Source organism: Nonomuraea sp. NPDC048901 (assembly GCF_040649695.1).
GTDB lineage: Bacteria > Actinomycetota > Actinomycetes > Streptosporangiales > Streptosporangiaceae > Nonomuraea.
The window spans coordinates 497,520-522,916 of record NZ_JBEZFW010000007.1; the positions used below are offsets into that span (position 1 = coordinate 497,520).

Annotated in this window: 21 protein-coding genes and 1 pseudogene; 14 read left to right on the forward strand and 8 right to left on the reverse strand. The window is 70.8% G+C overall.

Translation table 11 applies throughout. The features are described from left to right. Positions 1-12: 12 nt before the first annotated feature. Positions 13-666, reverse strand: a complete 654-nt coding sequence (locus tag AB0C30_RS26930; RefSeq protein WP_357949252.1) for a DUF6069 family protein — start codon at positions 664-666, stop codon at positions 13-15. A gap of 224 nt (positions 667-890) precedes the next feature. On the opposite strand from AB0C30_RS26930, the gene AB0C30_RS26935 reads away from it, so the two are divergent. Beyond that, positions 891-1,154 carry a cell division protein CrgA gene (locus tag AB0C30_RS26935; RefSeq protein ID WP_357949254.1) on the forward strand — a complete coding sequence of 88 codons (264 nt, stop codon included), beginning with the start codon at positions 891-893 and terminating at the stop codon, positions 1,152-1,154. A gap of 46 nt (positions 1,155-1,200) precedes the next feature. Here AB0C30_RS26935 and AB0C30_RS26940 read toward each other — a convergent pair whose 3' ends face one another. Then, on the reverse strand, positions 1,201-2,664 hold the full coding sequence (locus AB0C30_RS26940) for an alpha/beta hydrolase (RefSeq protein ID WP_357949257.1): 1,464 nt from the start codon (positions 2,662-2,664) through the stop codon (positions 1,201-1,203). Positions 2,665-2,816: 152 nt separating this feature from the next. Between AB0C30_RS26940 and AB0C30_RS26945 the strand changes: the two genes are divergently transcribed. After that, on the forward strand, positions 2,817-4,958 hold the full coding sequence (locus AB0C30_RS26945; RefSeq protein ID WP_357949259.1) for a histidine kinase: 2,142 nt from the start codon (positions 2,817-2,819) through the stop codon (positions 4,956-4,958). On the opposite strand, the gene AB0C30_RS26950 is transcribed toward AB0C30_RS26945, so the two are convergent. Continuing rightward, positions 4,955-5,563, reverse strand: a complete 609-nt coding sequence (locus AB0C30_RS26950; RefSeq protein ID WP_357949262.1) for a response regulator transcription factor — start codon at positions 5,561-5,563, stop codon at positions 4,955-4,957. The genes AB0C30_RS26945 and AB0C30_RS26950 overlap by 4 nt on opposite strands. A gap of 98 nt (positions 5,564-5,661) precedes the next feature. Here AB0C30_RS26950 and AB0C30_RS26955 point away from each other — a divergent pair, with 98 nt between their 5' ends. Further along, complete coding sequence (locus AB0C30_RS26955; RefSeq protein WP_357949265.1) at positions 5,662-6,396, forward strand: ABC transporter ATP-binding protein; 735 nt, start codon at positions 5,662-5,664, stop codon at positions 6,394-6,396. 5 nt (positions 6,397-6,401) lie between these two features. Then, the gene (locus tag AB0C30_RS26960; protein WP_357949267.1) at positions 6,402-8,825 is read left to right on the forward strand and encodes an FtsX-like permease family protein; all 2,424 of its coding nucleotides are present in this window, start codon (positions 6,402-6,404) and stop codon (positions 8,823-8,825) included. Positions 8,826-9,254: 429 nt separating this feature from the next. Here the strand turns inward: AB0C30_RS26960 and fusA are convergent, their stop codons facing one another. Continuing rightward, complete coding sequence (gene fusA, locus AB0C30_RS26965; protein WP_357949270.1) at positions 9,255-11,312, reverse strand: elongation factor G; 2,058 nt, start codon at positions 11,310-11,312, stop codon at positions 9,255-9,257. 95 nt (positions 11,313-11,407) lie between these two features. Beyond that, entirely contained in the window at positions 11,408-11,533 is a 126-nt protein-coding gene (locus AB0C30_RS26970) for a hypothetical protein (RefSeq protein ID WP_357949273.1), read from the reverse strand. 90 nt (positions 11,534-11,623) lie between these two features. Here AB0C30_RS26970 and AB0C30_RS26975 point away from each other — a divergent pair. The 8 genes and pseudogenes from AB0C30_RS26975 to AB0C30_RS27010 form a co-directional block, all read left to right on the forward strand. Beyond that, positions 11,624-12,139: pseudogene (locus tag AB0C30_RS26975) on the forward strand (protein kinase); the annotation flags it as partial. A gap of 76 nt (positions 12,140-12,215) precedes the next feature. Continuing rightward, on the forward strand, positions 12,216-13,100 hold the full coding sequence (locus AB0C30_RS26980) for a hypothetical protein (protein WP_357949510.1): 885 nt from the start codon (positions 12,216-12,218) through the stop codon (positions 13,098-13,100). Between the two features lie 150 nt (positions 13,101-13,250). Beyond that, positions 13,251-13,391, forward strand: a complete 141-nt coding sequence (locus AB0C30_RS26985) for a hypothetical protein (RefSeq protein ID WP_357949276.1) — start codon at positions 13,251-13,253, stop codon at positions 13,389-13,391. Between the two features lie 60 nt (positions 13,392-13,451). Next, positions 13,452-13,850: a protein kinase gene (locus AB0C30_RS26990; protein ID WP_357949279.1), complete on the forward strand. Its 399-nt coding sequence runs from the start codon at positions 13,452-13,454 to the stop codon at positions 13,848-13,850. A gap of 110 nt (positions 13,851-13,960) precedes the next feature. Beyond that, on the forward strand, positions 13,961-14,224 hold the full coding sequence (locus tag AB0C30_RS26995; protein WP_357949281.1) for a hypothetical protein: 264 nt from the start codon (positions 13,961-13,963) through the stop codon (positions 14,222-14,224). Between the two features lie 78 nt (positions 14,225-14,302). Further along, on the forward strand, positions 14,303-17,251 hold the full coding sequence (locus AB0C30_RS27000; RefSeq protein WP_357949502.1) for a BTAD domain-containing putative transcriptional regulator: 2,949 nt from the start codon (positions 14,303-14,305) through the stop codon (positions 17,249-17,251). 80 nt (positions 17,252-17,331) lie between these two features. After that, complete coding sequence (locus AB0C30_RS27005) at positions 17,332-17,928, forward strand: hypothetical protein (protein ID WP_357949284.1); 597 nt, start codon at positions 17,332-17,334, stop codon at positions 17,926-17,928. Further along, complete coding sequence (locus tag AB0C30_RS27010) at positions 17,912-18,448, forward strand: OmpA family protein (RefSeq protein WP_357949287.1); 537 nt, start codon at positions 17,912-17,914, stop codon at positions 18,446-18,448. Before AB0C30_RS27005 ends, AB0C30_RS27010 begins: the two co-directional genes overlap by 17 nt. Positions 18,449-18,503: 55 nt before the next feature. Here the strand turns inward: AB0C30_RS27010 and AB0C30_RS27015 are convergent, their stop codons facing one another. Genes AB0C30_RS27015 through AB0C30_RS27025 form a run of 3 tightly spaced genes read right to left on the reverse strand, consistent with a single transcriptional unit; the run spans position 18,504 to position 22,021 of the window. Continuing rightward, positions 18,504-19,466, reverse strand: a complete 963-nt coding sequence (locus AB0C30_RS27015) for a winged helix-turn-helix domain-containing protein (protein ID WP_357949289.1) — start codon at positions 19,464-19,466, stop codon at positions 18,504-18,506. A 44-nt stretch (positions 19,467-19,510) separates the two neighbouring features. Beyond that, positions 19,511-20,575 carry a trypsin-like peptidase domain-containing protein gene (locus AB0C30_RS27020; protein WP_357949291.1) on the reverse strand — a complete coding sequence of 355 codons (1,065 nt, stop codon included), beginning with the start codon at positions 20,573-20,575 and terminating at the stop codon, positions 19,511-19,513. 18 nt (positions 20,576-20,593) lie between these two features. Further along, the gene (locus tag AB0C30_RS27025; RefSeq protein WP_357949294.1) at positions 20,594-22,021 is read right to left on the reverse strand and encodes an AMP-binding protein; all 1,428 of its coding nucleotides are present in this window, start codon (positions 22,019-22,021) and stop codon (positions 20,594-20,596) included. A gap of 79 nt (positions 22,022-22,100) precedes the next feature. On the opposite strand from AB0C30_RS27025, the gene AB0C30_RS27030 reads away from it, so the two are divergent. After that, on the forward strand, positions 22,101-23,105 hold the full coding sequence (locus AB0C30_RS27030) for a hypothetical protein (RefSeq protein WP_357949297.1): 1,005 nt from the start codon (positions 22,101-22,103) through the stop codon (positions 23,103-23,105). 62 nt (positions 23,106-23,167) lie between these two features. Next, a complete protein-coding gene (locus AB0C30_RS27035) occupies positions 23,168-25,345 on the forward strand; it encodes an acyl-CoA dehydrogenase (RefSeq protein WP_357949298.1) in 2,178 nt (725 codons plus the stop codon). The last annotated feature ends 52 nt before the right edge of the window (positions 25,346-25,397 follow it).

Genomic DNA, 25,397 nt, shown 5'->3' on the forward strand with positions numbered 1-25,397 from the left:
GGCAAAAGCCGATCAGTTGTACGGGTCGCGGCTTCGGCGCTGCTCGTATTCGCGCTGTTCATATTCGCGGGTGCGCTCGTACCTGCGCTGCTCGTGGCCTCGGGGCTCGTATCCCCGCTGGTCGTATCCGCGGGGCTCGTAACCTTGCGGCTCATACCCCCGGGGCTGCTCGTACGGGTACGGGTCGGGGTCCGATACGTGCTCGAAGTCCATGGCCGTGCGCCCGATCGAGGCCAGGAGCGAGAAGATGGCGATGCCGACGACGAGGTTGATGGCGGCCGTGGCGACCTGCCTGATGAGGTCGACGGAGTACATGAACGGCAGGATCGTGATGATCACGGTGAAGAGCCCGGCGATCCAGCCGAAGAACTTGGTCGGCTCCGGCGTCGACAGCATGAGGACATAGAGCAGCAGCGTCGCGACGAGCGCGGCCGTGGCGGCCGAGATCGCGTATCCCGTGATCGCCGTGCTGCCGTAAGCGGAGTTCCCGTACGGAGTCAGCGCGCGGATGCCCAGGAGCCGGTTGCTGATCATGGCTCCGACGACCACGATCAGTGCGGCCACCACGGCGGCGGCCACGCCGCCTCCCCACACTCGCGCCGGATTGACTCTCGGACGGGCCGACCCCGGATGGCGATCATGGCGGTCATGGGAGGGATATGACATGCGAATCACCTTTGTCGCGAATGCTGATCAAGCACTTACGGAACCATACACGCGCTGTCAAGAGCGGATGACGCGCCGTGCGCGTGGTGGGTCCCGTAGATCGCCTCGCTTCTCGGTCCCCAGCTCATAGGAATCGGTCCCCGAATGGCCAAGGGGTTTAATGGCCGCCCCTTCTCCGATAGCGTCATCGGCGCGATTCCCGGCCGACGGCAGGAGCGAAATCGGTGTCTGAGCCCTATCCCCGTGAAGGAGCGCCCGCCCCGCCGCGGTCCACACGCTGGGTGCGACGCTGGGCCGTGGCGATGCCCGCCGCATGGGTTGTCGGCATCCTGTGGATCGTCATGTACTACGTGGATCCCGCCTTCCCGGTTCTCGGTGAGTTCGGGAATTGGAATCTGTTGCTCGGGTTCGGGCTGGTCTTGCTGGGCGCGGTGTTCGGCGTGTTCCTGCTGGTGGCCTTGGTCATGTCGGCGCGCCGCCGCCCCTGAGAAGGGCCTATGTGACCGTACGGAGGAGCCTTCACGGCGAGGCCGGTCAGCAGGCCTTGTCGCGGTTCGGCAGCCGGCCGGTGGTCAGGAAGCCGGTGACGGTCTGGTCGCCGCAGGCGTTGCCGTTCGCGAGGTAGGCGCCGTGGCCACCGGAGTCGACGCTGACCATGCGGGCCCGCTGCCCGAACGCCTGCCGCATCTTCAGCGCGCCGCTGTACGGCGTGGCCGGGTCACGCAGGTTCTGGATGAGCAGCACGTTGGCCGGGCCGCGCGAGCCGACCCGTACGGGCGGCTCGGCGGGCTTGACGGGCCAGTACGCGCACGGCCCCATGTTGACCGGCATGCCCCCGGTGAGCGGGTGGGCGATCCGGTCACGCGCCACCTGCCGCTGGAACGTGGCGACCGAGTCCGTCCACTCGACGTCGTTGCACATGGTGGCGCCGGCGTGGGCGGCGGTGTTCTGCAGGACGGCCGCCGGTGGCGTGTTCGGCGGAGGCAGTTCGGCGGTGGTCAGGGCGGCGTGCATGAGCCCGGCCAGCATGGGGAAGTTCGCGTCGGAGTAGAGCGCGTTGAGCATGGTCTCCCGGAGGAGGTTGCCGTTCAGCTCCTCGGGGTTGGCGCCCGGCCATGGCAAGGGTTTGCGGTCCAGCTCGGCCGCGAGCTCCAGGAACGTACGGCGGACCGCCGCCGCGGAAGTACCGAGGCCGTAGTCGGCGTCACGGGCCGCGGCCCAGGCGGCGAAGTCGGGGAAGCGGTCCTCCACGCCGACGGAGTAGTTGGCCAGCCACTGCCGCGCCACCCGGCTCGGATCGGGATCGTCGTTGCTGTCCAGGACGACCCGGTCGGTGCGCTCGGGGAACATGGTGGCGTAGACCGCGCCCGCGTAGGTGCCGTAGGAGACGCCCCAGTAGGAGAGCTTCTTCTCGCCCAGCGCCCGGCGGATGGCGTCGATGTCCCTGGCCTCGTTGCGGGTGCTGATGTGCCGGATGAGCGGCCCGCCGTTGCGGGCGCAGGCCTCGGCGATCCTGCGCGACCAGGCGGCGTTCTCCGCGATGCCGCCGTCGGCGTCGGGGTACGGCTTGAGCTTGGTGAGCGAGAGATCACCGGTCGCCAGCCCGCAGGAGACGGGGGAGCTCTGGCCCACGCCACGCGGGTCGAACCCGATGATGTCGTAGCGGTCGAGCACGTCCTGCGGCAGCCGCTTGACCTGGACGCTGGGCCGGTTCAGGCCCGGGCTGCCCGGCCCGCCGGGGATGATCAGCAGTACGCCACGACGCGACGCGGGTTTGGCGGTCCTGATCCGCGACACCGCCAGCGAGATCGTCGGCCCACCGGGCGCCTGATAGTCCAGGGGCACCTTCAGCGTGGCGCATTCCTGTCGCGCGTCGACACCGGGCCCGGCGGGGCAGGCGCTCCACGAGACGGCCGCCGCCTGCGCGGGGGTCACGAGGGCGGTGGCAAGGATGGCGGTGGCCGCTCCGGCGGCGGACAGTATCGCGAGGTTTCGCATCAGGGGTCCTCTTCAGTGATCGTTCGGCTTGCGTCAACGACTCTGCCGAGTCGCGGATCTCCGAACCAGAGACCGTGTCACCGAAGACCCATGACCTCCTCATAAAACGGACAACCCGTAGGCTTGCCCCCGGTCTGACACGGGGGAGTGAGTTGTCGCAGGTTCCGGTGCCGCGCCTGGCGCGGGGGATCGTGGTCGTGGTGCTCGCCGGGTTCGCGTCCGTCTATGTGCTGGCGGGGTCACCACTCGCGATCGTGGCGTTCGGGCTGCAGCTGGTTTACGTACTGCGCTCCCTGCGGCGGTTCAGGGGGCCGTGGCTGCTGGTCGTACAGGCGCTGGTCGGTTACGCGGCCACGCTCGGCTTCGGCACCTCCGTCGGGATCCTCGGCTTCCTGGGCGGGTCGCTGCTGCTGACCCCGGCCTGGCCGCTGGCCCCGCTGGTGGCGGTCAGCGCCGCCGTCGTCGGTCCGGCGGACCCCGCGATCAGCATGGTGCTGATCGCCCTGGTGATCTACGGCCTCACCCGGCTCATCGATCGGGTGGACGAGATGTACGCCGCCCGGCTCGCGCTGGCGCTGGCGGCGGCGGCCGAGGAGCGGCTGCGCATCGCCACCGGGCTGAGCGACGGCCTCGGCAGAGGGCTCGCGGCGATCGCCGACGGCGTCCGGTCTGTTGTGGATCGACCGGAACGCGCCTCCGTTGTGGATCAAGCCGTGGATCGACCGGAACGCACCTCTGTTGTGGATCAAGCCGTGGATCGACCCGAACGCGTCGCGGAGACGCTCGGCGAGGTCGTTGCCACCGCCCGCCGCTCCCTGGCCGACGCCAGGAACGCCGCCGCGGGCTACCGCGCCACGTCACTCGCGCCCGAGATGACGACCGCCCGCGCGATGCTGACGGCCGCGGCGATCGAGACCGAGACGCGGGTCGGGCACTCCGAGCCGCTCGGCCCCGCGGGCGCGCTGCTCGCGGCGGTGCTGCGCGAGGTGGTGACCGAGGCCGTACGCCAGAACACGGCCACGACGTGCGTCATCGAGACCACCACCGCCGACGGGACGGTACGCCTGCGCGTCACTCACGACGGCGCCCGCACGGCCGAGGACGAGGGCCTGGCCGACCTGACCCGGCAGCTGGGCGCGGCGGGCGGCAGCCTGACCACGGGCCTGTCCGCCGAGGGTCGGTTGACCGTGGACGCCGTCCTGCCCGAGGGACCGGCGGAGGCGGCCGAGGCGGCCGAGGACCCGGGCGCCTACCGGCTGTCGGTCGCGCTGCTGGCCGCGGTGCTGGTCGGGTTCTCGATCAAGGCGCTGCTGTTCGTTCCCGCGAGCCTGATGGTGCCCGCCGCGGCCTGTCTCGCCGTGATCGTCGTCATGCAGCTCCGTTCGATCAACGGGCGTCACATGCTCGCGCTCGCGTTGCTGGCGCTGCTGGTCTATCTGCCGATTCCGGTGTTCGGGCGGGCCTGGCTGGGCGCGGCCGGGTTCCTCGCCGGTCCGATCCTGCTCGCGTTCCCATGGAGCGTGGCCTGGCCGCTGGTCGGGTGCGTGATGGCGAGCGTCGCGGTAAGCGCGGTGCTGCTCGGCCTGCCGGTCCCGCTGACGGTCAACTTCACCGCGAGCACGCTCGTGACCGGCCTGGTCGTGTACGGGCTGCTCAAGCTCGCTCAGCTGGTACGGGAGCTGCAGGAGGCCAGGCAGGCGCTGGCCCGCGCCGCCGTGGTCGAGGAGCGCCTGCGCGCCGCGCGCGACCTGCACGACCTGCTCGGCCACAGCCTGGCCGCGATCCTGCTCAAGTGCGAGCTGGCCAGACGCCTGGACCCCGCGCGGGCTCGGGCCGAGTTGGTGGACGTACTGGCGATGACCGAGAAGGCGGAGGGGGATCTGCGGGTCATCTCCGGTGCGCGGCCGGCGCTGTCGCTGGCCGCCGAGGCCGAGTCGGCACGGTCCGTGCTGGCCGCCGCGGGCATCCAGGTGGAGCTCGGCCTCGCGCACGCGGAGCTGTCCGCCGAGGTGGAGAACGTCCTGGGCACCGTGCTCCGGGAAGCGGTGACCAACGTGCTCAGGCACAGCTCCGCCCGGCATTGTGCGATCACGACGGTGGTGGAGGACGGGGTGGTACGGCTCCGTGTACGCAACGACGGCGTGCGCTCGTCGGAGGGGCGGCCCGGTTCGGCCGGGATCGGTAACCTGGCCACCCGTCTGGCGGCCCTGGACGGGCGGCTCGGCACGGAGCGCGACGACGACTGGTTCGAGCTGACGGCCCAGGCGCCGGCCTCCATGCACATGGTCGTTTAGATCCAGCCCGCCTCGGTGGCGATGCGGACGGCGTCCGTACGGTTGCGGGCGTTGAGCTTGGCGACGATGGCGGTCAGGTAGTTGCGTACCGTGCCCGCGCCGAGAAAGAGTTTGGTCGCTATCTCGGCCGCGTCGGCGCCGCCCGCCGCCAGCCGCAGCACGTCGGCCTCTCGCGGAGTCAGCGGGTTGTCGGCCAGGTCCCAGGCGGTGACCGCCAGTGAGGGGTCGAGGACCCGCTTGCCCGCCGCGACGTCGCGGATCGCCGCCACCAGGTCCTCCGGCGGCGCGGTCTTCAGCAGGAACCCGTCCACCTGCGCCCCGAGCGCCCGGCGCAGGTGCCCCGGCTTGCCGTGCCCGGTCAGCATGAGCGTGCGGCACGACGGCAGCTTCGCGCGTATCTCGGCCGCGGCGGCCAGGCCGTCGAGCGTGCCGGGCATGTCGATGTCGAGCACCGCGACGTCCGGCCGGTGGACCAGGGCAGACGGAACGGCGGCGTCGCCCGACTCGACCGCCGCCACGATCTCCAGGTCCGGTTCGAGGCCGAGCAGGGCCACCAGGGCGCCCCTGATGACGTGCTGGTCCTCGGCCAGAAGCACGCGAATCACAGGGATATGTCTACCAGTGTCCGGATCATGATGAGGTCATGGTGCAGGCGTGATCGCGTCTCTGGTCCACGCCGTACCTGGTCAGCAGGCTGAGAGTCATGACAGACGTGCTGCGCTTGGACGCGGTGAGCAAGGTGTACGGCAAGGGGCAGGGCGCGGTCGCGGCCCTGCGCGAGGTGTCGATAGGCATTCCCCGGGGGAGTTTCACCGCGGTCATGGGCCCTTCGGGCTCGGGCAAGAGCACGTTCCTGCACTGCGCGGCGGGGTTGGACGTGCCGTCCTCGGGCTCGGTACGGCTCGGCGGCACCGAACTGGCCGGGATGGACGAGACCGCGCTGACCGAGCTGCGCAGGCAGCGGATCGGCTTCGTGTTCCAGGCGTTCAACCTGGTCTCGGCGCTCACTGTGATCGAGAACATCACCCTGCCGCTGCGCCTGGCGGGCGTACGGGTGGACCGGGCATGGCTCGACGAGGTCGTGTCCAAGGTGGGCCTGACGGGACGGACGGGCCACCGGCCCGCGCAGCTGTCCGGCGGCCAGCAGCAGCGGGTGGCCATCGCCAGGGCGCTGGTCACCCGGCCGGAGGTCGTGTTCGGTGACGAGCCGACCGGCGCGCTGGACACGATGACCGCCCGTGACGTGCTGACGCTGCTGCGGGAGATCGTGGACGGGACGGGACAGACGGTGGTGATGGTCACCCACGACCCGGTGGCCGCCTCGTACGCCGACGCGGTGCTGTTCCTGGCCGACGGCAGGATCGTGGGCTCCGTCGCGGCGCCCACCTCGGAGCAGGTCGCCGAGCGGATGACCAGGCTGGGAGCGTGGGTGCGTTGAGCTCCATGATCTTTGTGGCTCTGAAGACGCTCCGGCACCGCAAGGCCGCCTTCGCCGGGGCGTTCGTCGCACTGTTCTGCGCCGCCGCGCTGGTCTGCGCCTGCGGCATGCTGCTGGACACGGGACTGCGCGGCAGCGTGGCGCCCGAACGTTACGCGGGCGCCCCGGTGATCGTCAGCGGGGACCGGTTCGCCCGCCAGACGGTCCGCGCCTCCGAGACGAAGACCAAGACCAAGGCCAAGCAGCTGTCCGAGCGGGCCTGGGTGCCCGCGTCCCTGGCCGACCGGTTGCGCCGGATCCCCGGAGTGTCGCGGGTGGTCGCCGAGGTGACCTTCCCCGCCTACGTCGCGGGCCGCCGGTTCCAGGGGCACGGCTGGGAGTCGGCGGCGCTCACTCCGTACACGTTGCGCACGGGACGTGAGCCCAGGGCGGCGGGAGAGGTGGTCGTGGAGGCCGCGTCAGGGCTCTCCGTGGGCGCGCGCGTGCCCGTGCGGACAGCGGCAGGGGACAGGACGTACCTGGTCACCGGTGTCACCGCCCAGGACCTGCCGAGCCAGGACACGCTGTTCTTCGCACCCGTCGAGGCGCGGCGCCTGGCGGGACGGCCGGGGCAGGTGGCCGCGATCGGCGTCTTTCCCCAGGTGGACGTGTCCGGGGTGGTCAAGGGCGCGCTCGCCTACACCGGGGACGAGCGCGGTGCCGTGGAGTTCCTGGACGCCGAGCAGTCGCGGGTGAAGCTGATCAGCCTGGGCGGCGCGCTCGGCGGGACCTCGCTGCTGGTGGCGATCCTCGTCGTGGTCGGCACGTTCGCGCTGTCCATCCAGCAGCGCCAGCGGGAGATCGCCCTGCTCAGGGCCGTCGCCGCCACTCCCCGCCAGGTGCGCGGGATGCTCGGTGGCGAGGCGCTGCTGGTCGGCGTGGTGGCCGGGACACTCGGCTCGGCGGCCGGGGTCGGGCTGGGATTCTGGTTGCGGTCCAGGTTCGTCGCGCTGGGCGCGATGCCGGACAACCTGCGGCTAATGGTCAGTCCGTTTCCGCTGCTCGCCGCGCTGGGCGCGGCCGTGGTGGCGGCCTGGGCGGCGGCTTACCTCTCGGCTCGGCGTGCCGTACGGATCCGCCCGGTGGAGGCACTCGGCGAGGCGGAGTTGCCGACGGCGCGCATCCCCTTGGGCAGAATGATCGCCGGTTTGTTGTGCGGAGCAGGCGGCGTCGCGCTGACGCTGGTGCTGTCGGCCCTGTCGAGCGAGGCGGCCTCCGGCCCGGTCACCCTGCTCACCGCGCTGGTGTGGACGGTCACCGTGGCCCTGCTCGGCCCGGTGCTCGCGCAGGTGGCGACCGCCCTGCTCGGGGTGCCGCTGCGCGCGGCCAGGACGAGCGGGTACCTGGCCGCCGCCGGTCTGCGGGCCACGTCCAAGCGGCTGAGCTCGGTCGTCACGCCGCTCAGCCTGATGGTGGCGATGACCTGCACGATCCTGTTCGTACAGACGACCATGGGGTACGCGGCCCAGGAGCAGGCGACGGCGGGCACCAGAGCGGAGCACGTCCTCGGCCCGCACGTACCCTCCGGCACGGCGGCGGTCGTCCGGCGGCTTCCGGGCGTCGAGGCGGTCACCGAAGTGCTGCGTACCTCCGTACGGGTGGGCCTGGACAAGTACGGCGCTCAAGCCGTGACCGCCGATGGGCTCGGCAGGACCATGGACCTGGGAGTGGTCTCCGGTTCGCTCGACGACCTCGACGACGACTCCGTCGCGGTCAGCCGGACGGCGGCCGAGCGGCTCGGCGTCTCGGCGGGCGCGAAGATCAACCTGACCCTGGGTGACGGCACCCCCGTCGAGCTGCGCGTCGTCGCGATCTACTCGCGCGGGCTGGGATTCGGCGAACTCACGCTCTCCCACGCGCTGGTGGCCGGGCACGTGGACGACCCGCTCGGGACCGTGCTGGTCGCGGCCCCATCGGTGACGCGGGCGGACCTGGAACGGGCCGTGCCGGGGGTCGGCGTACTGGACCGGGCCCAGGCGGCCGAGGCGGGCGGGGCCAACAGTGAGGTGAATTACATGGCGATGGGGCTGATCATCGCGTTCACGGCGATCGCCGTGGTCAACACCATCGCCATGTCCACGTCGTCGAGGTCACGGGAACTCGCCCTGCTACGCCTGGTCGGCACCACACGGCGGCAGGTGCTGCGGATGCTGCGGCTGGAGACGCTGGCGGCGGTCGTCGTCGCGGTGACCATCGGGACGGCGATCGCGCTGGTCACCCTGTCGGCGTTCAGCATGGGTATGACCGGTTCTTTGCTGCCACACGTCCCGCTGCTCACCTACCTCGCGGTGATCGCCGCCGCGGCCGGCCTCGCCCTTCTGGCCACGGCGCTGCCCGGCCGTCTCGTCCTCGGGAGGCGGCCGGTCGAGCTGATCGGCGCGCGCGACTAGCCTTCCAACCAAGCTGGCGGTGAGATCACTTCCTGGATTCATCGGTACAACGAGGCCGCCGGACGGGCGGTGACAGGACGTGGAGACTTGCCGGTAGGCGGGTCAGTGAAGCGTCAAGCATCCTGTTCCACAGCTCGTGCTGCTTATGCGGCATGGACTGCTGCGTAAGCAGCACGGGAATCCCCGCCTCTCCAGGGCGAGGAGCACGTCAAAGCATCTGGCATCCGCCGATGCGCCCCCGGGCATCTCATCGCCGGATCCGCGAGATTTCCGGTCTTCGAACGCCTCGGACTGATCACGCCGGACACCGTGCCGCACTCGGTCCTGGCCCAGGCACGGCTGAGCTTCGACATCCACACCCCGCCGCGCCGCTTCCGCCCGGGAACGTAGGTCCTGATGGCCCCGTCCGAATGCGGACGGGGCCATCGTCTACCGGGACGGCCTCGGGGCCGGGGCGTAACCGGCGGCTCGGGTGGTGAAGGTGCCCCGGCCCTGCGTCCGGCTACGCAGCCGGGTCGCGTACCCGAACACCTCGGCCAGCGGCACGGTCGCGGTGATCACCACGGTGCCCGCCCGCGCGGTCGAGCCCGAGATCCGGCCGCGCCGGGCCGCCAGGTCGCCGAGCACCCCGCCGGCCGCGTCGTCCGGCACCGTGGCCGTGACCTCGACCACCGGCTCCAGCAGCACCAGGAGGCTGGCGCGCAGTGCCTCGCGCAGCCCGAGCCGGCCGGCCGTACGGAACGCCATCTCCGAGGAGTCCTTGGGATGGGTGGCCCCGTCGGTCAGGGTGATCCGCAGGCCGGTCACCGGGTGGCCGCCGAGCGGTCCGTCTGCCAGGGCGTCCCGGCAGCCGGCCTCCACCGCCCGGACGTACTCGCGCGGCACCCGCCCGCCGACGACGGTCGAGCGGAACACCACGCCGTCGGCGACGTCCAGCGGATCCACATCGAGGACGATGTGCGCGAACTGCCCCGCCCCGCCGTCCTGCTTGACGTGCCGGTACAGGAACCCGGAAACTCCGCGCTCGACCGTCTCCCGGTGAGCCACCTGAGGCCGGCCGATGGCGACCTCCAGCCCGTGGGCGCGCCGGATCTTCTCCGCCGCGACCTCCAGATGCAGCTCGCCCAGCCCCGACAGCACCGTCTGACCGGTCTCGGCGTCGCTGCGTACCACCAGCGAAGGGTCCTCCTCCACCAGCCGGGCCAGCGCCGACGTCAACCGGTCGGTCTCGGTGCTCCTGCGGGCCTCGACCGCCACCGAGACCACCGGATCGGCCACGGTCGGCGGTTCGAGGAGCAGCGGCGCCGCAGGCGCGCACAGCGTGGCGCCGGTGCGGGCCGCCTTCAGCCCGACCACCGCGACGATGTCCCCAGCCGCCGCCCGGTCCACCTCGGTGTGCCGGTCGGCCTGCACCCGCAGGATCCGGCCGATCCGCTCGGTGCGCCCCGCGCCGGTGTCCAGCACGGCGTCTCCTCTCCGCATCGTTCCCGAGTACACCCGCAGGTACGTCAGCCGGCCGGTGGCGGTCGACTGCACCTTGAACACCAGCGCGGCGAACGGCGCCGCCGGGTCGGCGGCACGCTCCTGCTCGGTGCCGTCATGCGTGCCGCGTACCGCCGGCACGTCCAGCGGCGAGGGCAGGTAGGCCACGGCGGCGTCGAGGAGCGGTTCGATGCCGCGGTTGCGGTACGCCGATCCGCACAACACCACCACCCCCTCACCGGTACGGGTCAGGTCGCGCAGCGCGGCGGCGAGAGTCCGTTCGGAGATCGCCGACTCCGCGCAGAACTCCTCCAACGCGAATGGATGCAGCTCGGCCACCGCCTCCTCGAGCAGCCGACGGCGCCGGTGCGCCTCTTCCCGCAGGCCGTCCGGAATCGGGCCCTCCTCGACCGGGTCGCCACTGCCGGGCCAGGCCAGTGCCCGCATGCTCAGCAGATCGACCACTCCGGTGAAGCCGTCCTCCCGCCCGATCGGCAGGTGGAGCACCAGCGGGACCACGCGCAACCGCTCGCGGATCGACTCGACCGCCGTGTCGAGGTCGGCACCGGCACGGTCCAGCTTGTTGACGAAGGCGATGCGCGGCACCCCGTACCGGTCGGCCTGCCGCCACACCGACTCGCTCTGCGGTTCGACGCCCGCTACGCCGTCGAACACCGCGATCGCGCCGTCGAGCACCCGCAGCGAGCGCTCGACCTCGTCGGAGAAGTCGACGTGTCCCGGGGTGTCGATCAGATTGATCCGATGGCCGTCCCAGGAGCAGCTCACGGCCGCGGCGAAGATGGTGATGCCACGGTCGCGCTCCTGGGAGTCGAAGTCGGTGATGGTCGTGCCGTCGTGTACCTCGCCGCGTTTGTAGGTGGCGCCGGTGAGGTACAGGATCCGCTCGGTGATGGTGGTCTTGCCGGCGTCGACGTGGGCGAGGATGCCCAGGTTGCGGACGGCGTTCAGCGAGTCGGTGTGATGACGGTGCAGTTCGGTACGCACGGCCTCATGGCCCTTCGGGACGCTTCAGACAGGACAGCGCGATTCCCGGACGAACACCGCCCGATGTTTGTTCGATTCCGAAAGGAAAGGGCTGATCAGGTGTTCGTCAGAGACGTCCAGTGCCGGCCGCGCAGCCGACGCCGGGCGGACGAAGACACCAGGATCACCTCGTAGCGAGACGTGGGGATGACCGAGGCGGTGCTGTTGCTGGTGCTGTGCACGGTCGGCTCCCCTCACTCGTCAATGCGCGCCACGTTTCCGGGCGAGTGTACTGAAATGGTGGTAAGCGGAAAACCGATTTAAAGCGGGAAATGTCGGTGTTCTCCGACGCCGGTGTGAGGGCGGACGTTACCCTGGGCGCGGCTTTGGGGGATCATCCGATCTTAGCGGGGTGGACGGTGACGGTTCCTCGTGCGCTGGGTTTCAAGGAGCCGGAACGCATCGGTGACCATCGGATCTCGGCGGTGCTGGGGGAGGGTGGCCAGGGCACGGTCTATCTCGGGCAGTCACCGGGGCAGGCGCCGGTGGCCATCAAGGTGCTGCACTCCCGGCTGGCGGCCGATCCCGAGATCCGGCGCCGGTTCCTGCGCGAGGCGGAGGTGGCGGCGAGCGTCGCCGCCTTCTGTACGGCCCGGGTCATCGGCACGGGGATGGTGGACGAACGGCCGTACATCATCAGCGAGTACGTACCAGGGCCCTCGCTCGACGCGCTGGTCAAGAACGACGGGCCGCGTACCGGCAGCGGGCTGGAGCGGCTGGCGGTCAGTACGCTGACCGCGCTGGCCTCGATCCACCGGGCCGGAATCGTGCACCGTGACTTCAAACCGGGCAACGTGATCCTCGCGCCGGAGGAGCCGGTGGTGATCGACTTCGGCATCGCCCGCGGCCGCGCAGGCGGGTCCGATGGGCGCCGTCCAGGCGGGCCCGATGGGCGGAGCGGCGTTCCGGCCCGTCGGCGGGGGCCAGGAGCATGGACCGGCCTCGCTGTCCAGCGGGGACCCGGAGCGCGGGCCGACTTCGCCGTCGGGCAGGGCCGTACATCCCAGGTCATCCCGGAAGCGTCCGCGAGGGGCGGTGATCGCGGTGGCCGCCGTGCTCACGGCGGCGGCCGTGACGGCTGCGGTGCTGGTCGTGCCGCACTGGCTCAGCGGCTCGGGCGGCGGACAGCCGACTGGGCCCTTCGACCTCGCGACGTTCTCGCACCTCGATGTCGCCGACCAGTTCGGCAAGGACACCTCCCAGCAGTACGCCACTTTCCAGCCGAACAACAACGAGGCCATGCCCGCGATCAGGGCCGGGGGCGGCCGGTTCACCGGGACCGGATCGGCGCCGTTCTTCGGCCTGGTCGCCGGGGAGAGCGGCCTGCCACCCGCCGGTGCGGCCGTCAGCGTGCTGACGGCGGGCACGTTCGCGAACACCGGGCAGCCGGAGGACAGCCTTTTCGTGGGGTGGGTGAAAAACGGCAATAGCTATGTGACCGCCTGGTACAACAACACCCGCAAGGAATCGGGGCTCGAAGTCCAGATGGACGGCGCCTTCGTCAGCGTCCCGGGCTCGACGCCACTGACTCTCAAGCAGGGCGACCGCTTCGCCCTGATGCTGTCCGGCGACAGAATCACCTCCTATGCCGAGAGCGGCGGGAAATGGCGCCGGCTGGGCACCGGCTCCATCGGTGACATGCTCGCGACGCCGCAGGCGCGGCAGCAGTATCGGTACGGCTTCGGCCTGCGCGGCTCGACCGGCTCGATCGCCATCGCCCGTACGGAAGGCCGTAGCGCCCAGGACTAGGTCGGCTGTCATTCCGAATTGTTCATTCCTTTGCGCTGGGTGCTTTAAAGAAAGCTGGGTTCGGTAAAGAAACTCGCCATTCTTGGTTTGAGCTCCTGGGCTGCCTGACATTATTTGTCACCTTCGCTGTCAGGTGTTAGTTTGTCGGCCGTGGAAAGGGATTCGGAACGCTCGGGGGAACGGCCCGACCCGCCGAAACGGCTGCTGGCCGTCGGCCTGGTGCTGGTCGGGGTGGTGTTCCTCATACTCACCGCATTGACGACATTCCTCATGGTCGCGGGCCCGGACTGAGCTGGCCCTGGAGGTGGGCGACCTCGGGAATGTGCGCTGACCCTGGCTAGGGTGTCTGCGATGAGTGGCGAGCGGGTCATAGGCGGGTACACGCTGCGGCGGGTGCTCGGCCGGGGTGGCATGGGTGAGGTTCATCTCGCCAGCACGCCCACCGGTGGACTGGCCGCCATCAAAGTGATCCATCCCGAGCTGGCCCGCGATCCCGCGTTCCGGCGGCGGTTCGAGCGCGAGGTGGCCGCGGTTCGCCGGGTGGCCAGATTCTGTACGGCTCCGGTGCTGGATGCCGGGATGGATGGGGATGTCGCCTATCTCGTCACCGAATACGTAAAAGGGCCGGATCTGGCGAAGGCCGTACGGGAACAGGGGCCCTTGTCCGGGTCCGACCTGGAAGCGCTGGCGGTGGGCATCGCGACCGCGCTCGGTGCGATTCATGGCGCCGGGGTCGTGAGTTCGGGGTGAGCGGCTCGGGGCGGGTCACGATCGTCAAGCGCCGTAGCGGGCAGAAGGGCACGACTCTGTACGGTCCAGCGGCCGTGAGTGGTCCAGCGGCTCTGAGTGGTGCGGCGGCTTTGAGCGGTGCGGCGGCTCTGACTGGTGCGGCGGCGGCCAGGGGCGGCCGGATCGTCGCCGAGTGTGCCGGTCCCAGCGGCACCGACCCTGGTGGGGGCTTGGTGCGGTTGCGGATGTGGGTGAACGAGAAACTCGTCGCCGAGGCGTCCGATGCGAGTGATCCGTTGGGGCCGGGGGCGGCCGGGGTCCAGGTGGCTCCGGACGCCGGGGAGGCGCTGCGCGTACGCTTCGAGTCGTTCGCCATCGACCGCACGAAGGACTAAGCCCCACAAATGCCGAAATTCCCGGCGCTGCCCGGCGAAGAGGGGCGCGGTCCCCTCCGGTTCCGGCTGCTGGGACCACTGCGACTCGAAAGCGACCCGGACCCGGAGCCGGGACCACCGTCTGTACCGGGCGCTGGGCCGGGGCCGGCGAAGCATCGGGCGGTGTTGGCCGCGCTGTTGGTCTCCGCCGGGCGGGTGGTGCCGATCGAGCGGCTGATGGTCGTGGTCTGGGACGACCGGCCGCCGGCCTCTGCGGAGTCGGTGATACGGGTGTACATCAGCGCGCTGCGCAAGCTCGTCGACGGCATCAGGACCGTGCCCGGTGGCTACCTGATCGAGGTGGATCCGGATGCGGTCGACTGCCATCGGTTCGAGCGGCTCGTCAGTGAGGCCAGGCGGGCGAGGGAGGCGGGCAGGGTCGAAGCGGCGGCCGAGGGGTTCCGGGCGGCGCTGGCGCTGTGGCGAGGGGACGCCATGGCCGATATCGAGTCCTCATACTTGCGCAGAACGCACGCCGTACCCCTGGAAGAGCTCCGCCTGACCGCGCTCGAAGAACGTGTGGAGCTGGACCTGCGGCTGGGCAGGGGCGGTGAGGTGGTCGGCGAGCTGCGGGCGCTCGTCGGCGCGTACCCGCTGCGCGAGCGGGTCTGGGCGCGCCTGCTCGACGCGCTGCGCCAGGCCGGGCGGCGGGCGGAGGCGCTGGCGGCCTACCAGGAGGCGCGCCGGATGCTGGTGGACGAGCTCGGCTTGGAACCGGGCACCGAACTGGTCGAGGCACATCGGCGCGCGCTGTCGAGCGAGGGACCGCAGCAGCGTGTACCGGTGAAGAGCGAAGCACCGCCGGATATTTCGGACTTCACAGGGCGCCGGGCTGTTCTCGACTGGATCGTCGCCCGGGTGCCTGCGCCAGGAGGCGCCCCCGTGCACCTCGTCCTACATGGGCCGCCGGGGTGCGGTAAGTCCGCCGTGGCTGTTCGCGCCGCGACCATGATCGACCTCCCGGACGGTCGTCTCTACGCGTCACTCCGCGACCGGCCGCCCGGCGCCGTGCTGGAGGACCTGCTCCGGTCCCTGGAGTGTCCCGACGGGGCCGTGCCTGCCGCGTTCGAGGAGCGTGTGCGGCTATATCGCGGCATGACGGCGACCCGCAGCCTGCTCGTGGTGCTCGACGACGCCACGGAGGAGGCCCAGGTACGCCCGCTGCTCCCCACCGGTCCGGGCAGCCTGACGCTGGTGACCAGCCGTTCCCCGTTGGCGGGGCTGGAGGCGGCCAGGGCGTACGAGCTGGGGGTGTTCGAACCCGGCGAGGCCGTGGCCATGCTCGCCGAGGTGGTGGGGCGCGAACGGGTCGGCGCCGAGCCTGAGGCCGCAGACCGGATTGTGCGGCTCTGCGGTGGTCTGCCGCTAGCCCTGCGTATCGCCGGATCCCGCCTGGCCAGGAAGCCGGGCTGGACCCTCGACCATCTGGCCGGACGGCTGGGCGATGAGCGGCGCCGACTGGACGAGCTGAGCGCGGGCGACCTGGCCGTACGCGGCAGCCTGGCGCTCGGCTACCACGGGCTTGCCGACTCCGAACGGCGACTGCTGCGCAGGCTGGGCGCGCTGTCCGCGCCCGACTTCGCGTCCTGGGCGCTCGGTGCCGAGCTGGAACCGCTGGCCGAGGCGGGGCTGCTCCAGTCGCTCGGCTTGGATGAGTCCGGCGGTGAGCGGTACGGCTGGCACGACCTGACCCGGCTGTACGCCGCCGAACGCCTGACCGTCGAGGACGGAGGCCCCGCAGCGGTACTGGCTGGGATCGCGGGCGAGATCCTCGACCGCACCCGCCACGCGAGGACGGCCCTCCTCCCCGCCGAACCCGGCTCAGGCCGCACCCTGACCCACACCGACCACCAGGCGCAGGCGACCGGTCCGGGGTGGCTGGGCGAGCAGGCGCTGGGGTCCGGTTCGGGTAGGGCAATAGACCGAGGGCTGGATGCCCATCCGCGTGGGCTGGATGTTGGTTCGGGTTGGGCGGGTGAGCCGGGTCTCGGGGTGGCGGGTGGGTGGGGGCTGACAGGTGGGTGGGCGTTGGAGACCGGGCGGTTGCGGGCCGACGCTCGGTGGCTGAGTGCCGAACGTCGATTCCTCGTGGCGACCGTGGGCGACTTCTACCGGGCCGGTCTGTACGAGGCGGCCTGGCGGCTGGCCTTCTATCTGACTCCGCTGTTCGAGCTGGGCGCGCATCACGACGACTGGCACGTCACCACTGCCACCGGCCTGGACGCGGCGCGGGCGGCCGGGCATCGGGAGGGTGAGGCGCTGCTGTTGCGTGCTCTGGCCGATCTGCATCGGGTGGAAGGCCGTCCTGAGTCGGCCGCCGCCGCGCTGAGGGCCGCTCAGCCGCTGGTCGAGGGCCTGGAGCTGGCTCGGATCATGCTGCGGCTCGGTCTGGTGGAGCGGCGGCCGGCCGAGGCGGAACGCGCGCTGGCCAGGTGCCTGCACGTCTTCGAGGAGGCCGGTGACCGGCGCGGCACGGCCGACGCGCTCCGGGCGTTGGGCGTCGTACGCGGAGATCTGGGGTTGGTGGATCGCAGCCTGGAGGCGTACGAGGAGTTGGGCGACCCGCGCGGCGCCGCCGAAGCCCTGCTCGACCTGGCCCGGCTGCACCTCGGCGCCCATCGCTACGCGCGGGCCCGCGACTGTGCCGAGCGGCGGATAAGGATCAACCGGCGCCTGGGCGACCGGCTGCCGGAGGCGGCCGGGCTGCTCGTGCTGGCCGACATCGCCAGTGCCGAGGGAGACCCGGAGGCGGCGGCCAGGCTGGCGAGCCAGGCCGAGGTGATGTTCACGGCTCACGGTGACCGGAGAAACGCGTCAAGAGCCCTGATTGTCCTTATAAAAGCGCACCTGGACCTTGATGAGGTCGATGCTGCTGTTGATGGGCTTGCGCGTGTTATGGGAGAGTCTGACAGCTTCGGTGAGCCCCCGAGTGCCGAGGTCGAGCTTCTGGCGCAAGAGCTGGACAGGCGTCGTGGCCTGGGGATTTAGCCCACTATGCGGATTCTGAAGGTCGCCCGGCTACCTTCGGGGCCACGAGTTCCACCCCTACCGGCGAAAGTGATCAGAACATGCGGAAGACGATCGCGCTGGCTGTCACGGCCGTCGCGTTGACCGGCTGCGGGATGCTCCCTGGCCAGCAGGGCGGCGGCGAGGAGCAGACGGGGCAGACCGCGCAGGCCGCGCAGCCCGAGCGGGCCGCCACCACGGGGAGCGCACCGGCCGAAGCCCAGCCGACCGCGCCCGCGCAGGAGGCCAAGGTGATCGCGAGCCGGGAGGTCAAGGTCGGGGCGGGCGGTCAGTACGGCAAGGCTCGCGTCGACATCACCGCGCTCAAGCGGCAGGGCAGGACGATCAGCCTCAACTGGACCGTCACCGCCACCGATGGCAAGGTCAACCTGCACAACGGCATGGGCGGCGGCACGCTCGATTTCACGGTGTCGGCCGTCTCCCTGATCGATCCGGTCAACGCCAAGCGCTACCGCGTCGCCCGCAACGGTACGGGCGAAGACGCGAAGTGCGTCTGCTCGGGCACCCAGGGGCAGTTCCTGGACAGCGGCGACGCCTCCACGCTCTACGCGGTGTTCGCCGCCCCGCCCCCGGACGTCACGAAGATCAATGTCGAGATGCCGATGATGGGCGTGTTCACCGATGTTCCGATCTCTTAGCGTCGCGCTGGCCCTGTTGCTTTCGCCGACCCCCGCTCCGCCCGCCGACGCCACCGGCCCGGTGGAGGATCTGGTGCTTCCCGTTGAGGACATCATCGGCGAGGTCGAGTCGCTCGACGGCACCGAGAGCGAGACCAAGCAGGGCGAGCAGGTCACGGTCGCGCTCACCAGCGATGTGCTGTTCGCGGTGGACAAGTGGGTGCTGACCGCCGCGGCGAAACAGCGGCTCAGGGAAGTGGCGCGCAAGATCGACGCGGAGGGCGCCGGGGGCGTCGTGAAGGTCGAGGGGCACACCGACGACCAGGGCTCCGACGCCTACAACGTCAGGCTGTCGCAGCGCCGGGCGCAGGCCGTACAGCAGGCCATGCGCGCCATGCTGACCGGCGGCAACGCGAACCTCCAGGCGAAGGGGTACGGCGAGAGCCGCCCGAAGGTGCCCAACATCGTCGACGGCAAGCCCGTCGCCCAGAACCGGGCGAAAAACCGCCGCGTCGAGCTCGTCTTCAACGTCAAGCAGTGAGCCCGGCCAAGCCCATGCGGTCAGCCCGGTCAAAGCAAGTGAGCTCGGCCAAAGATCAGGTGGTGAGCTGGGCCAGGCCGTCCCCCATCGAGGTGCGGCTGTAGAGGACCGACCGGCCGCTGCGCGTACGCGAGACCAGGCCCGCCCGGCGCAACACGGCCAGATGACCGCCCACCCCGCCAAGCGTCATCGACAGCTGGGCGACCAGCTGGCTGGTGCTGGCCGGGCTGTCGAGCGCCGTCAGCACCGCCGCCCGGCCCCGGCCGAGCAGCGCGACCAGGCCGTCGGCGGCGGGTGAGCCCCGCTCCCAGAGCGCGGCGACGCCATGCGCGGGGTAGGTCAGGCCGTACGCGCGCGGTGGATCGAGGTAGACGTACCTGGCGCCGAACGCGTTCGGCATCAGCACCACGCCCACCCCACCGAGCCGGTGGGAGGCGCCGCGGACCTTGCCGAGCAGGATGCGCTCCTCTTTCAGCTCCATGTCGATGCCGAGGCGGCCGAACACCTCCATCCAGCCGTACACCACGAGCCGCCCGGCCCGTTGCACGATGTCGCGCTCCAGCAGGGCGCGCAGCCGGGGCCAGTCGGGGGCGAGCAGCTCGGTCCAGAGCGCTTCGAGTGCGTCGGCGACCCGCGCGGCGGCGTCGGGAACGTCCAGCGCCGGATCGACCGGCCGGTCCCGGTGGCTGAGCCGGAAGTCGGCGGCGACCCGGTCGGCGGGCATGCGCCGGACGGCGGCCACCTCCCGCTCGAACGTGGTGTCCACGCCGTCGGGCGGCACGCAGTAGAAGTCGGGGGCGTAGTCGGTCACCCGGTGCAGCCGGATCAGCGCGCGCAGCACCGGGCTGGCCGCCAGCAGCCGCTGGTAGCGGTCGCGTACGCGGGCCGTCCAGATGGGCAGGCCGGGCGGCACGTTCTGGCCGCTCAGCACGTTGAGCGCGCCGACGACCTGGCTCATGGGCGACAGACCGAACCTGACCTTCGCCAGATCCTCGGGCGTGCACTCCAGATGAGCCATCCGTCCCACCTCCCGATGAAAAGAACGGTCATCTTAATGCGGTGTCAGTCGCCCGGCAGGACGCCCAAGGTCACCGTGATCGTCGTGGTCGAGCCATTGAGCCTGACGACTCCCACCTTGGCCTGCTTCCCCGGCTGGAGCGTGCTCAGCGCCTCGGCCAGCGTGGCCATCGACAACGTCTCCCGGCCGTTGAGGGAGATGATCACGTCCCCCGGCTTGATGCCCGCCTTGGCGGCCGCGCTGCCCTTGTCGACCTTGACCACGGCGACCCCGGCGGCCTGGCCGTCCTCTATGGCCGTAGTGCCCCTGATGCCGAGCGCGGCCCGGTGGCTGTTGGTGACCTTGCCGTTGCGGATGATCTGAGTGGCTATGTCCTTGGCGGTGTTGCTCGGGATCGCGAACCCGATGCCGGGCGCGGCCCCGCCGCCGAGGTCCGGGTCCGTCGCGGCGAGTGTCGGGATGCCGATGACCTGCCCGGACAGGTCGATGAGGCCGCCGCCGCTGTTGCCGGGGTTGATCGCGGCCGACGTCTGGATGGCGCCGGTGATCGTGGCGCCGGGCGAGTCGGGATCCTGCGGCTCGGTCACGGTACGGCCCAGCGCCGAGATGATCCCCTGGGTGACGCTGCCCGACAGCCCCAGCGGGTTGCCCATGGCGAGCACCACCTGGCCGACCCGGAGCTTCGACGAGTCGCCGAACCTGGCCGGTGTCAGCCCCTTCGGGTCGTCCACCTTGATGACCGCCAGGTCGCCGCCGCCGAAGCTCTTGACGAGCCGGGCGCTGTGCGACTTGCTGCCCGTGGCCAGTGTCACGGTCATCTGTTTCGCGCCGCCCACGACGTGCGCGTTGGTCAGGATGTGTCCCGCTGAGTCGTACACGATGCCCGAGCCGAGCACCTCATCGGTGGTGATCTGCACGATCGACGGGAGCGCCTGCTTGATGACGCGCTCGTAGGACGCTTCCAATGGCGGCGCGGACTCCTGGGCGGCGGGTGTCTGGGAAGACGGCCAGGCCGTGGGCGTCGTCGAGCGGGCCGCATGGATGGCCGACGGTCCTGAGCAGGCGACCAGCAGCGTGGCGGCGACGATCGCGACGACGGCCTTGCTCATGCAGAGCTACTGCCCCGGTCAACTGGAAAGATACGCCTCGCGGACGTTTCGTCTGCTCAGCTTGCCGGTGGGCGTACGCGGCAGCGCGTCGCGGAACTCGATGACGCGCGGATGCTTGAGTTTGGCCAGTCGCGGCGCGCAGTGCCGCATCAGCTCGGCGGTGAGCTTGCCGGTGTCGGCTCCCTCGGCGGGCTGGACGAGCGCGACGACCCGCTGACCCCACTCGGGGTCGGGCACGCCGATCACCGCGACGTCGGTCACGGAGGGGTGTTCGAGCAGCACCGCCTCGATCTCGGCGGGGTAGATGTTGACGCCGCCGGAGATGATCAGGTCGGTCCTGCGGTCGAGCAGGAACAGGTAGCCCTCATCGTCCAGGTAGCCGATGTCGCCGGGCGTGTACGCGGGTCCGCGCATGGCGGCGGCCGTCTTGCCGGGGTCGCCGTGGTACTCGAAGCGGTTCACGCCGCCGATGTAGACCAGGCCCGGCTCCCCGGGCGCCACCTCCTCGCCCTCGTCGCTCACGATCGTGAACGTCATGCCGTCGAGCGCCCTGCCGACCGTGCCTGGCCTGGCCAGCCACTCCCGCGACGACACCATGGTGGCCACGGCCGCCTCGGTGGAGCCGTAGTACTCCCACAGCACCGGCCCGAGCCAGTCGATCATGGCCTGCTTGGTCGCGGGCGGGCACGGCGCCGCGCCGTGGTAGAGGTGCGTCAGCGATGAGAGGTCGTACTTCTCCCGATCCGGTACGGCCAGCAGCCGGTGGAACATCGTGGGCACCATGAACGCGTTCGTCACCCGATGCCGCTCCACCAGCCGCAGGGTCTCGGCGGCGTCGAACCGCTCCGGCGCCACGATCGAGTGCCCGAGCTGCAGCGCCATCATCGCCTGCCCGTACGGCGCCGAGTGGTACAGCTGCGAGCACACCAGATGCACCCCGCCCACCGGCAGCCCGAAATGCCGCCAGCTCTTGCGCATGAGGATCGGGTACAGCTCCTCGGGCGTCAGGGGGAGCAGCCGCCGGCGCACGCCCTTGGGCCGCCCCGTCGTGCCGGAGGTGTAGAGCATCATCGACCCGGCCCGCCGGTGCTCCGGCGCGGTGTCCGGCTGACCGGCCACCAGCTCGCCGACGGTGAGCGCGGCGGGGGAGACCACGACCTTCGCGCCGCAGTCGGCCACGATGTAGGCGATCTCCTCGTCGGTGAAATGCCAGTTGACCGGTACGAGGTAGGCGCCGATCTGGTACGTCGCGAGCATCATGGTCAGGGCGTCCAGCCCGTTCCTGAGCACGGTCACCACCGAGTCGCCCGGCGCCACTCCGCGCGCGGTCAGGCCGTGGGAGACCTGGTTGGCGCGGGCCAGCAACTCCCCGTACGTCGCGCCGTCCGGGCCCAGCAGGGCGGGACGCGCGGCGTCGGCGGCGGCTACCTCGTAAAAACCCCTCATGCTCGCGACGATACAGAACTAGATTCTGGCGAGCGAATAGCGGAATTATCCCGCTCCTTCGTAACGTAACCTGAAAGCCATGGCGGACGTCGGCGACCAGATACCTACCTCGGACTCTCCCACCACCCCGTTCAGGAAGATCGTCCTGCCCGCCGATGAGACGGTCATGGTCCCCCGGCCGTTAGAGCGGCCACAGCCACCCGACCATTCACCGAGCCAGCCGGCCCAGCCCGGCCAGAGTCAGCACGGCCAGGGCCTGTCGGCCCAGCCTGGTCAAGGTCAGCCGGTCCAGCCGCTGCCGCCCATCCCACCGCCGCCCCCACCCCTCAAGGGTGGGCTGGTCGCCCGGGTCGGCGACATCCCGATCAAGGTCATCTACCTGTTCGGCGCCATCATCGCGACCGTGCTGGCCGTGCTGCTGGTGTTCGTGATCTTCTCCGGTGACGTGCCGAAGGACACGCAGCAGCCCCCGCGGCAGGTGGTCCCGGTCTCGCCCGTGCCGGGTGGCTCCGCCTCGCCCAAGCCGTCGGCGGCCGGGATCGTGCTCCCCGAGGTGCCGAAGAGCCTCGCGTACCCCGACCAGGCCGGTACGGCGACCGTCACCATCGGCACCATCTCCGATCTGGCCACCGGCATCAGCTACCCGCGCCTGGGCCTGCCGTGGACGGCCAAGTCGTTCGCGCCGTTCGCCATCGCCCAGCGCGTCGGCAAGGTCGCCGTCCCGCACACGGTGATCGGCTCGGCGATGCTTCCCGGCGCCGCCCCGAAGCCCAAGCCGGCCAAGAACGCCGACTACCGCGACCTCGCCGTCAGGGCCGTCAATTGGACGCTGCGCACGCAGTATCCGGCGGGCGCCACGATCGCCTGGACCGGATCGCAGAAGGTGCCGGTGGGCAAGGGCTGGATGGTCGGCTACAAGGTGACCTATACGGTCTCGGGCAAGCAGAAGACCTCGCAGGCCATCGTCTCGATCCACGACGTGGAGAAGGCCAAGCCGGCGATGCTGTTCGCCTCGATCCCCCAGAGCGGCAAGTCGCACTACCGTGACCTGAACACGATCGCCCTCAACATACGGACCCTCTAGGCCAGAAGCATGCTCTAGAATATGGTTCTGGCATATGACGGGGCCTGGCTGGAGGATGTGCGATGGCGATCGGGTTGAGCGAGGAACACGAGGCGCTCCGCGAGTCGGTGAGCGGCTGGGCGGCGCGGAACATCCCCGCCGAGCTGCTGCGATCCGGGACGGACGGGCGTCCCGCGTTCTGGTCGGGGCTCGCCGAGCAGGGCCTGCTCGGCCTGCACCTGCCCGAGGAGTTCGGCGGGTCCGGCTACGGGCTGCTGGAGGCCGCGGTCGCCGTCGAGGCGCTGGCCGAGCGGATGGCGCCGGGGCCGTACGTGCCGACGGTGCTGGCCAGCGCGGTGATCAACGCCTCCAAGCGGCCCGAGCACCTGGAGTCGTTCGCCGACGGCTCGCTCACCGCCGCGGTCGCGCTGACCGGCACGCTGACCGGAACCTTCACCGAGGACGGCGGCCTGATCGTCTCCGGCACGGCCGAGAACGTGCTCGGCGCCTCGCTGGCCGACGCGCTGGTGCTGCCGGTCGCCACGGACGAGGGCGAGGAGTGGATCATCATCGACGCCTCGTCGGCCACCATCACGGAGATCAAGTCCCTCGACCTCACCAGGCCGGTGGCCAAGGTGGAGCTGTCGGAGGTGCCGGTGCCCGACCTGGGCATCCTGGGTGGCGTCCAGAGCTCCGACGTACGCAATCTCGCCGCGATCCTGCTCGGCGCCGAGGCCGCGGGCCTGGCCTCCTGGTGCGTGACGGCCGCCGCCGATTACGCGAAGGTCCGCGTCCAGTTCGGCCGCCCGATCGGCCAGTTCCAGGGCATCAAGCACAAGCTGTCCCGCATGCTCGTGGCACTCGAGCAGGCGCGCGCCACCGTCTGGGACGCCACCCGCGCCGACGGCAAGGAGCTGGACTACGCCGCCGCCATCGCCGCCGTGATGGCGCCCGACGCGGCCGTGCAGTGCGCCAAGGACGCCATCCAGACCTTCGGCGGCATCGGCTACACCTTCGAGCACGACGTCCACCTCTACTACCGCCGCGCGCTCACGATCCGCGCGCTGCTCGGCTCGTCGGCCGAGTGGGCGGCCACCGTCACCGCGCTCGCGCTGCAGGGCGTCACGCGCGAGATGGAGCTCGACCTGCCCGAGGACGCCGAAGAGCTGCGCGAGTCGATCCGCGCGGAGATCGCCTCGCTGAAGGAGCTGGAGGGCACGGAGCAGAAGCGGGCGCTGGCCGCGCGCGGCCTGGTCATGCCGCACCTGCCCAAGCCGTGGGGCCGCGGCGCCAAGCCGCTGGAGCAGGTGCTGATCGCCCAGGAGCTCAAGGCCGCGCGGGTGAAGCTGCCCGCGATGATCATCGGCGCGTGGGTGGTGCCGTCGATCGTCTCGTACGGCACCCCCGAGCAGCAGGAACGCTTCCTGCTCAAGACGCTCGGCGGCGAGATGATCTGGTGCCAGCTCTTCTCCGAGCCCGGCGCCGGATCCGACCTGGCCTCGCTGCAGATGAAGGCGGACAAGGTCGAGGGCGGCTGGAAGCTCAACGGCCAGAAGGTCTGGACCTCGGTCGCGCACGTCGCCGAGTGGGGCATCTGCATCGCCCGCAACTCCTCCGAGGGCTCCAAGCACGAGGGCATCACCTACTTCCTGGTCGACATGAAGGCGCCGGGGGTCACGGTCCGGCCGCTGACCGAGATGACCGGCGAGAACCTGTTCAACGAGGTCTTCCTGGACGACGTGTTCGTGCCGGACGAGCTGGTCGTGGGCGAGGTCGGGCAGGGCTGGAAGGTCGCCCGCAACACACTGTCGAACGAGCGGGTCTCGCTCTCGTCCGGGTCGGGCGGTACGGGCGCGTCCGTGCCGGACCTGCTCGGGCTGGCAGGCCGGCTCGGGCGGGAGCTGTCGCCGGTCGAGGCGTACCAGGTCGCGCAGGTGATCTGCGAGGGGCACTCGATCAACGCGCTGTCGTTGCGGGTGACGCTCAAGCAGCTGGCTGGGGCCGAGCCCGGCGCGGACGCCTCGGTACGCAAGCTGCTGTCCACCGCGCACGCCCAGCACGTCTCGGAGTCGGCGGTGGAGCTGCTGGGGTCGGCGGCCGTGGTGGCCGCCGACATGAAACTCGGCGACGCCGGCTATTGGAACCGGGCGGTGCTCGCCACCCGGGCGATGACCATCTACGGCGGCACCACCGAGGTGCAGCTGAACATCATCGGGGAGCGCATGCTCGGCCTGCCGAGGGACCCTGAGCCGGGTAAATGACGGCGGGGGCCGGGCTCGGGGACCCGGCCCTCCACGGGCATCGAACCCGTGA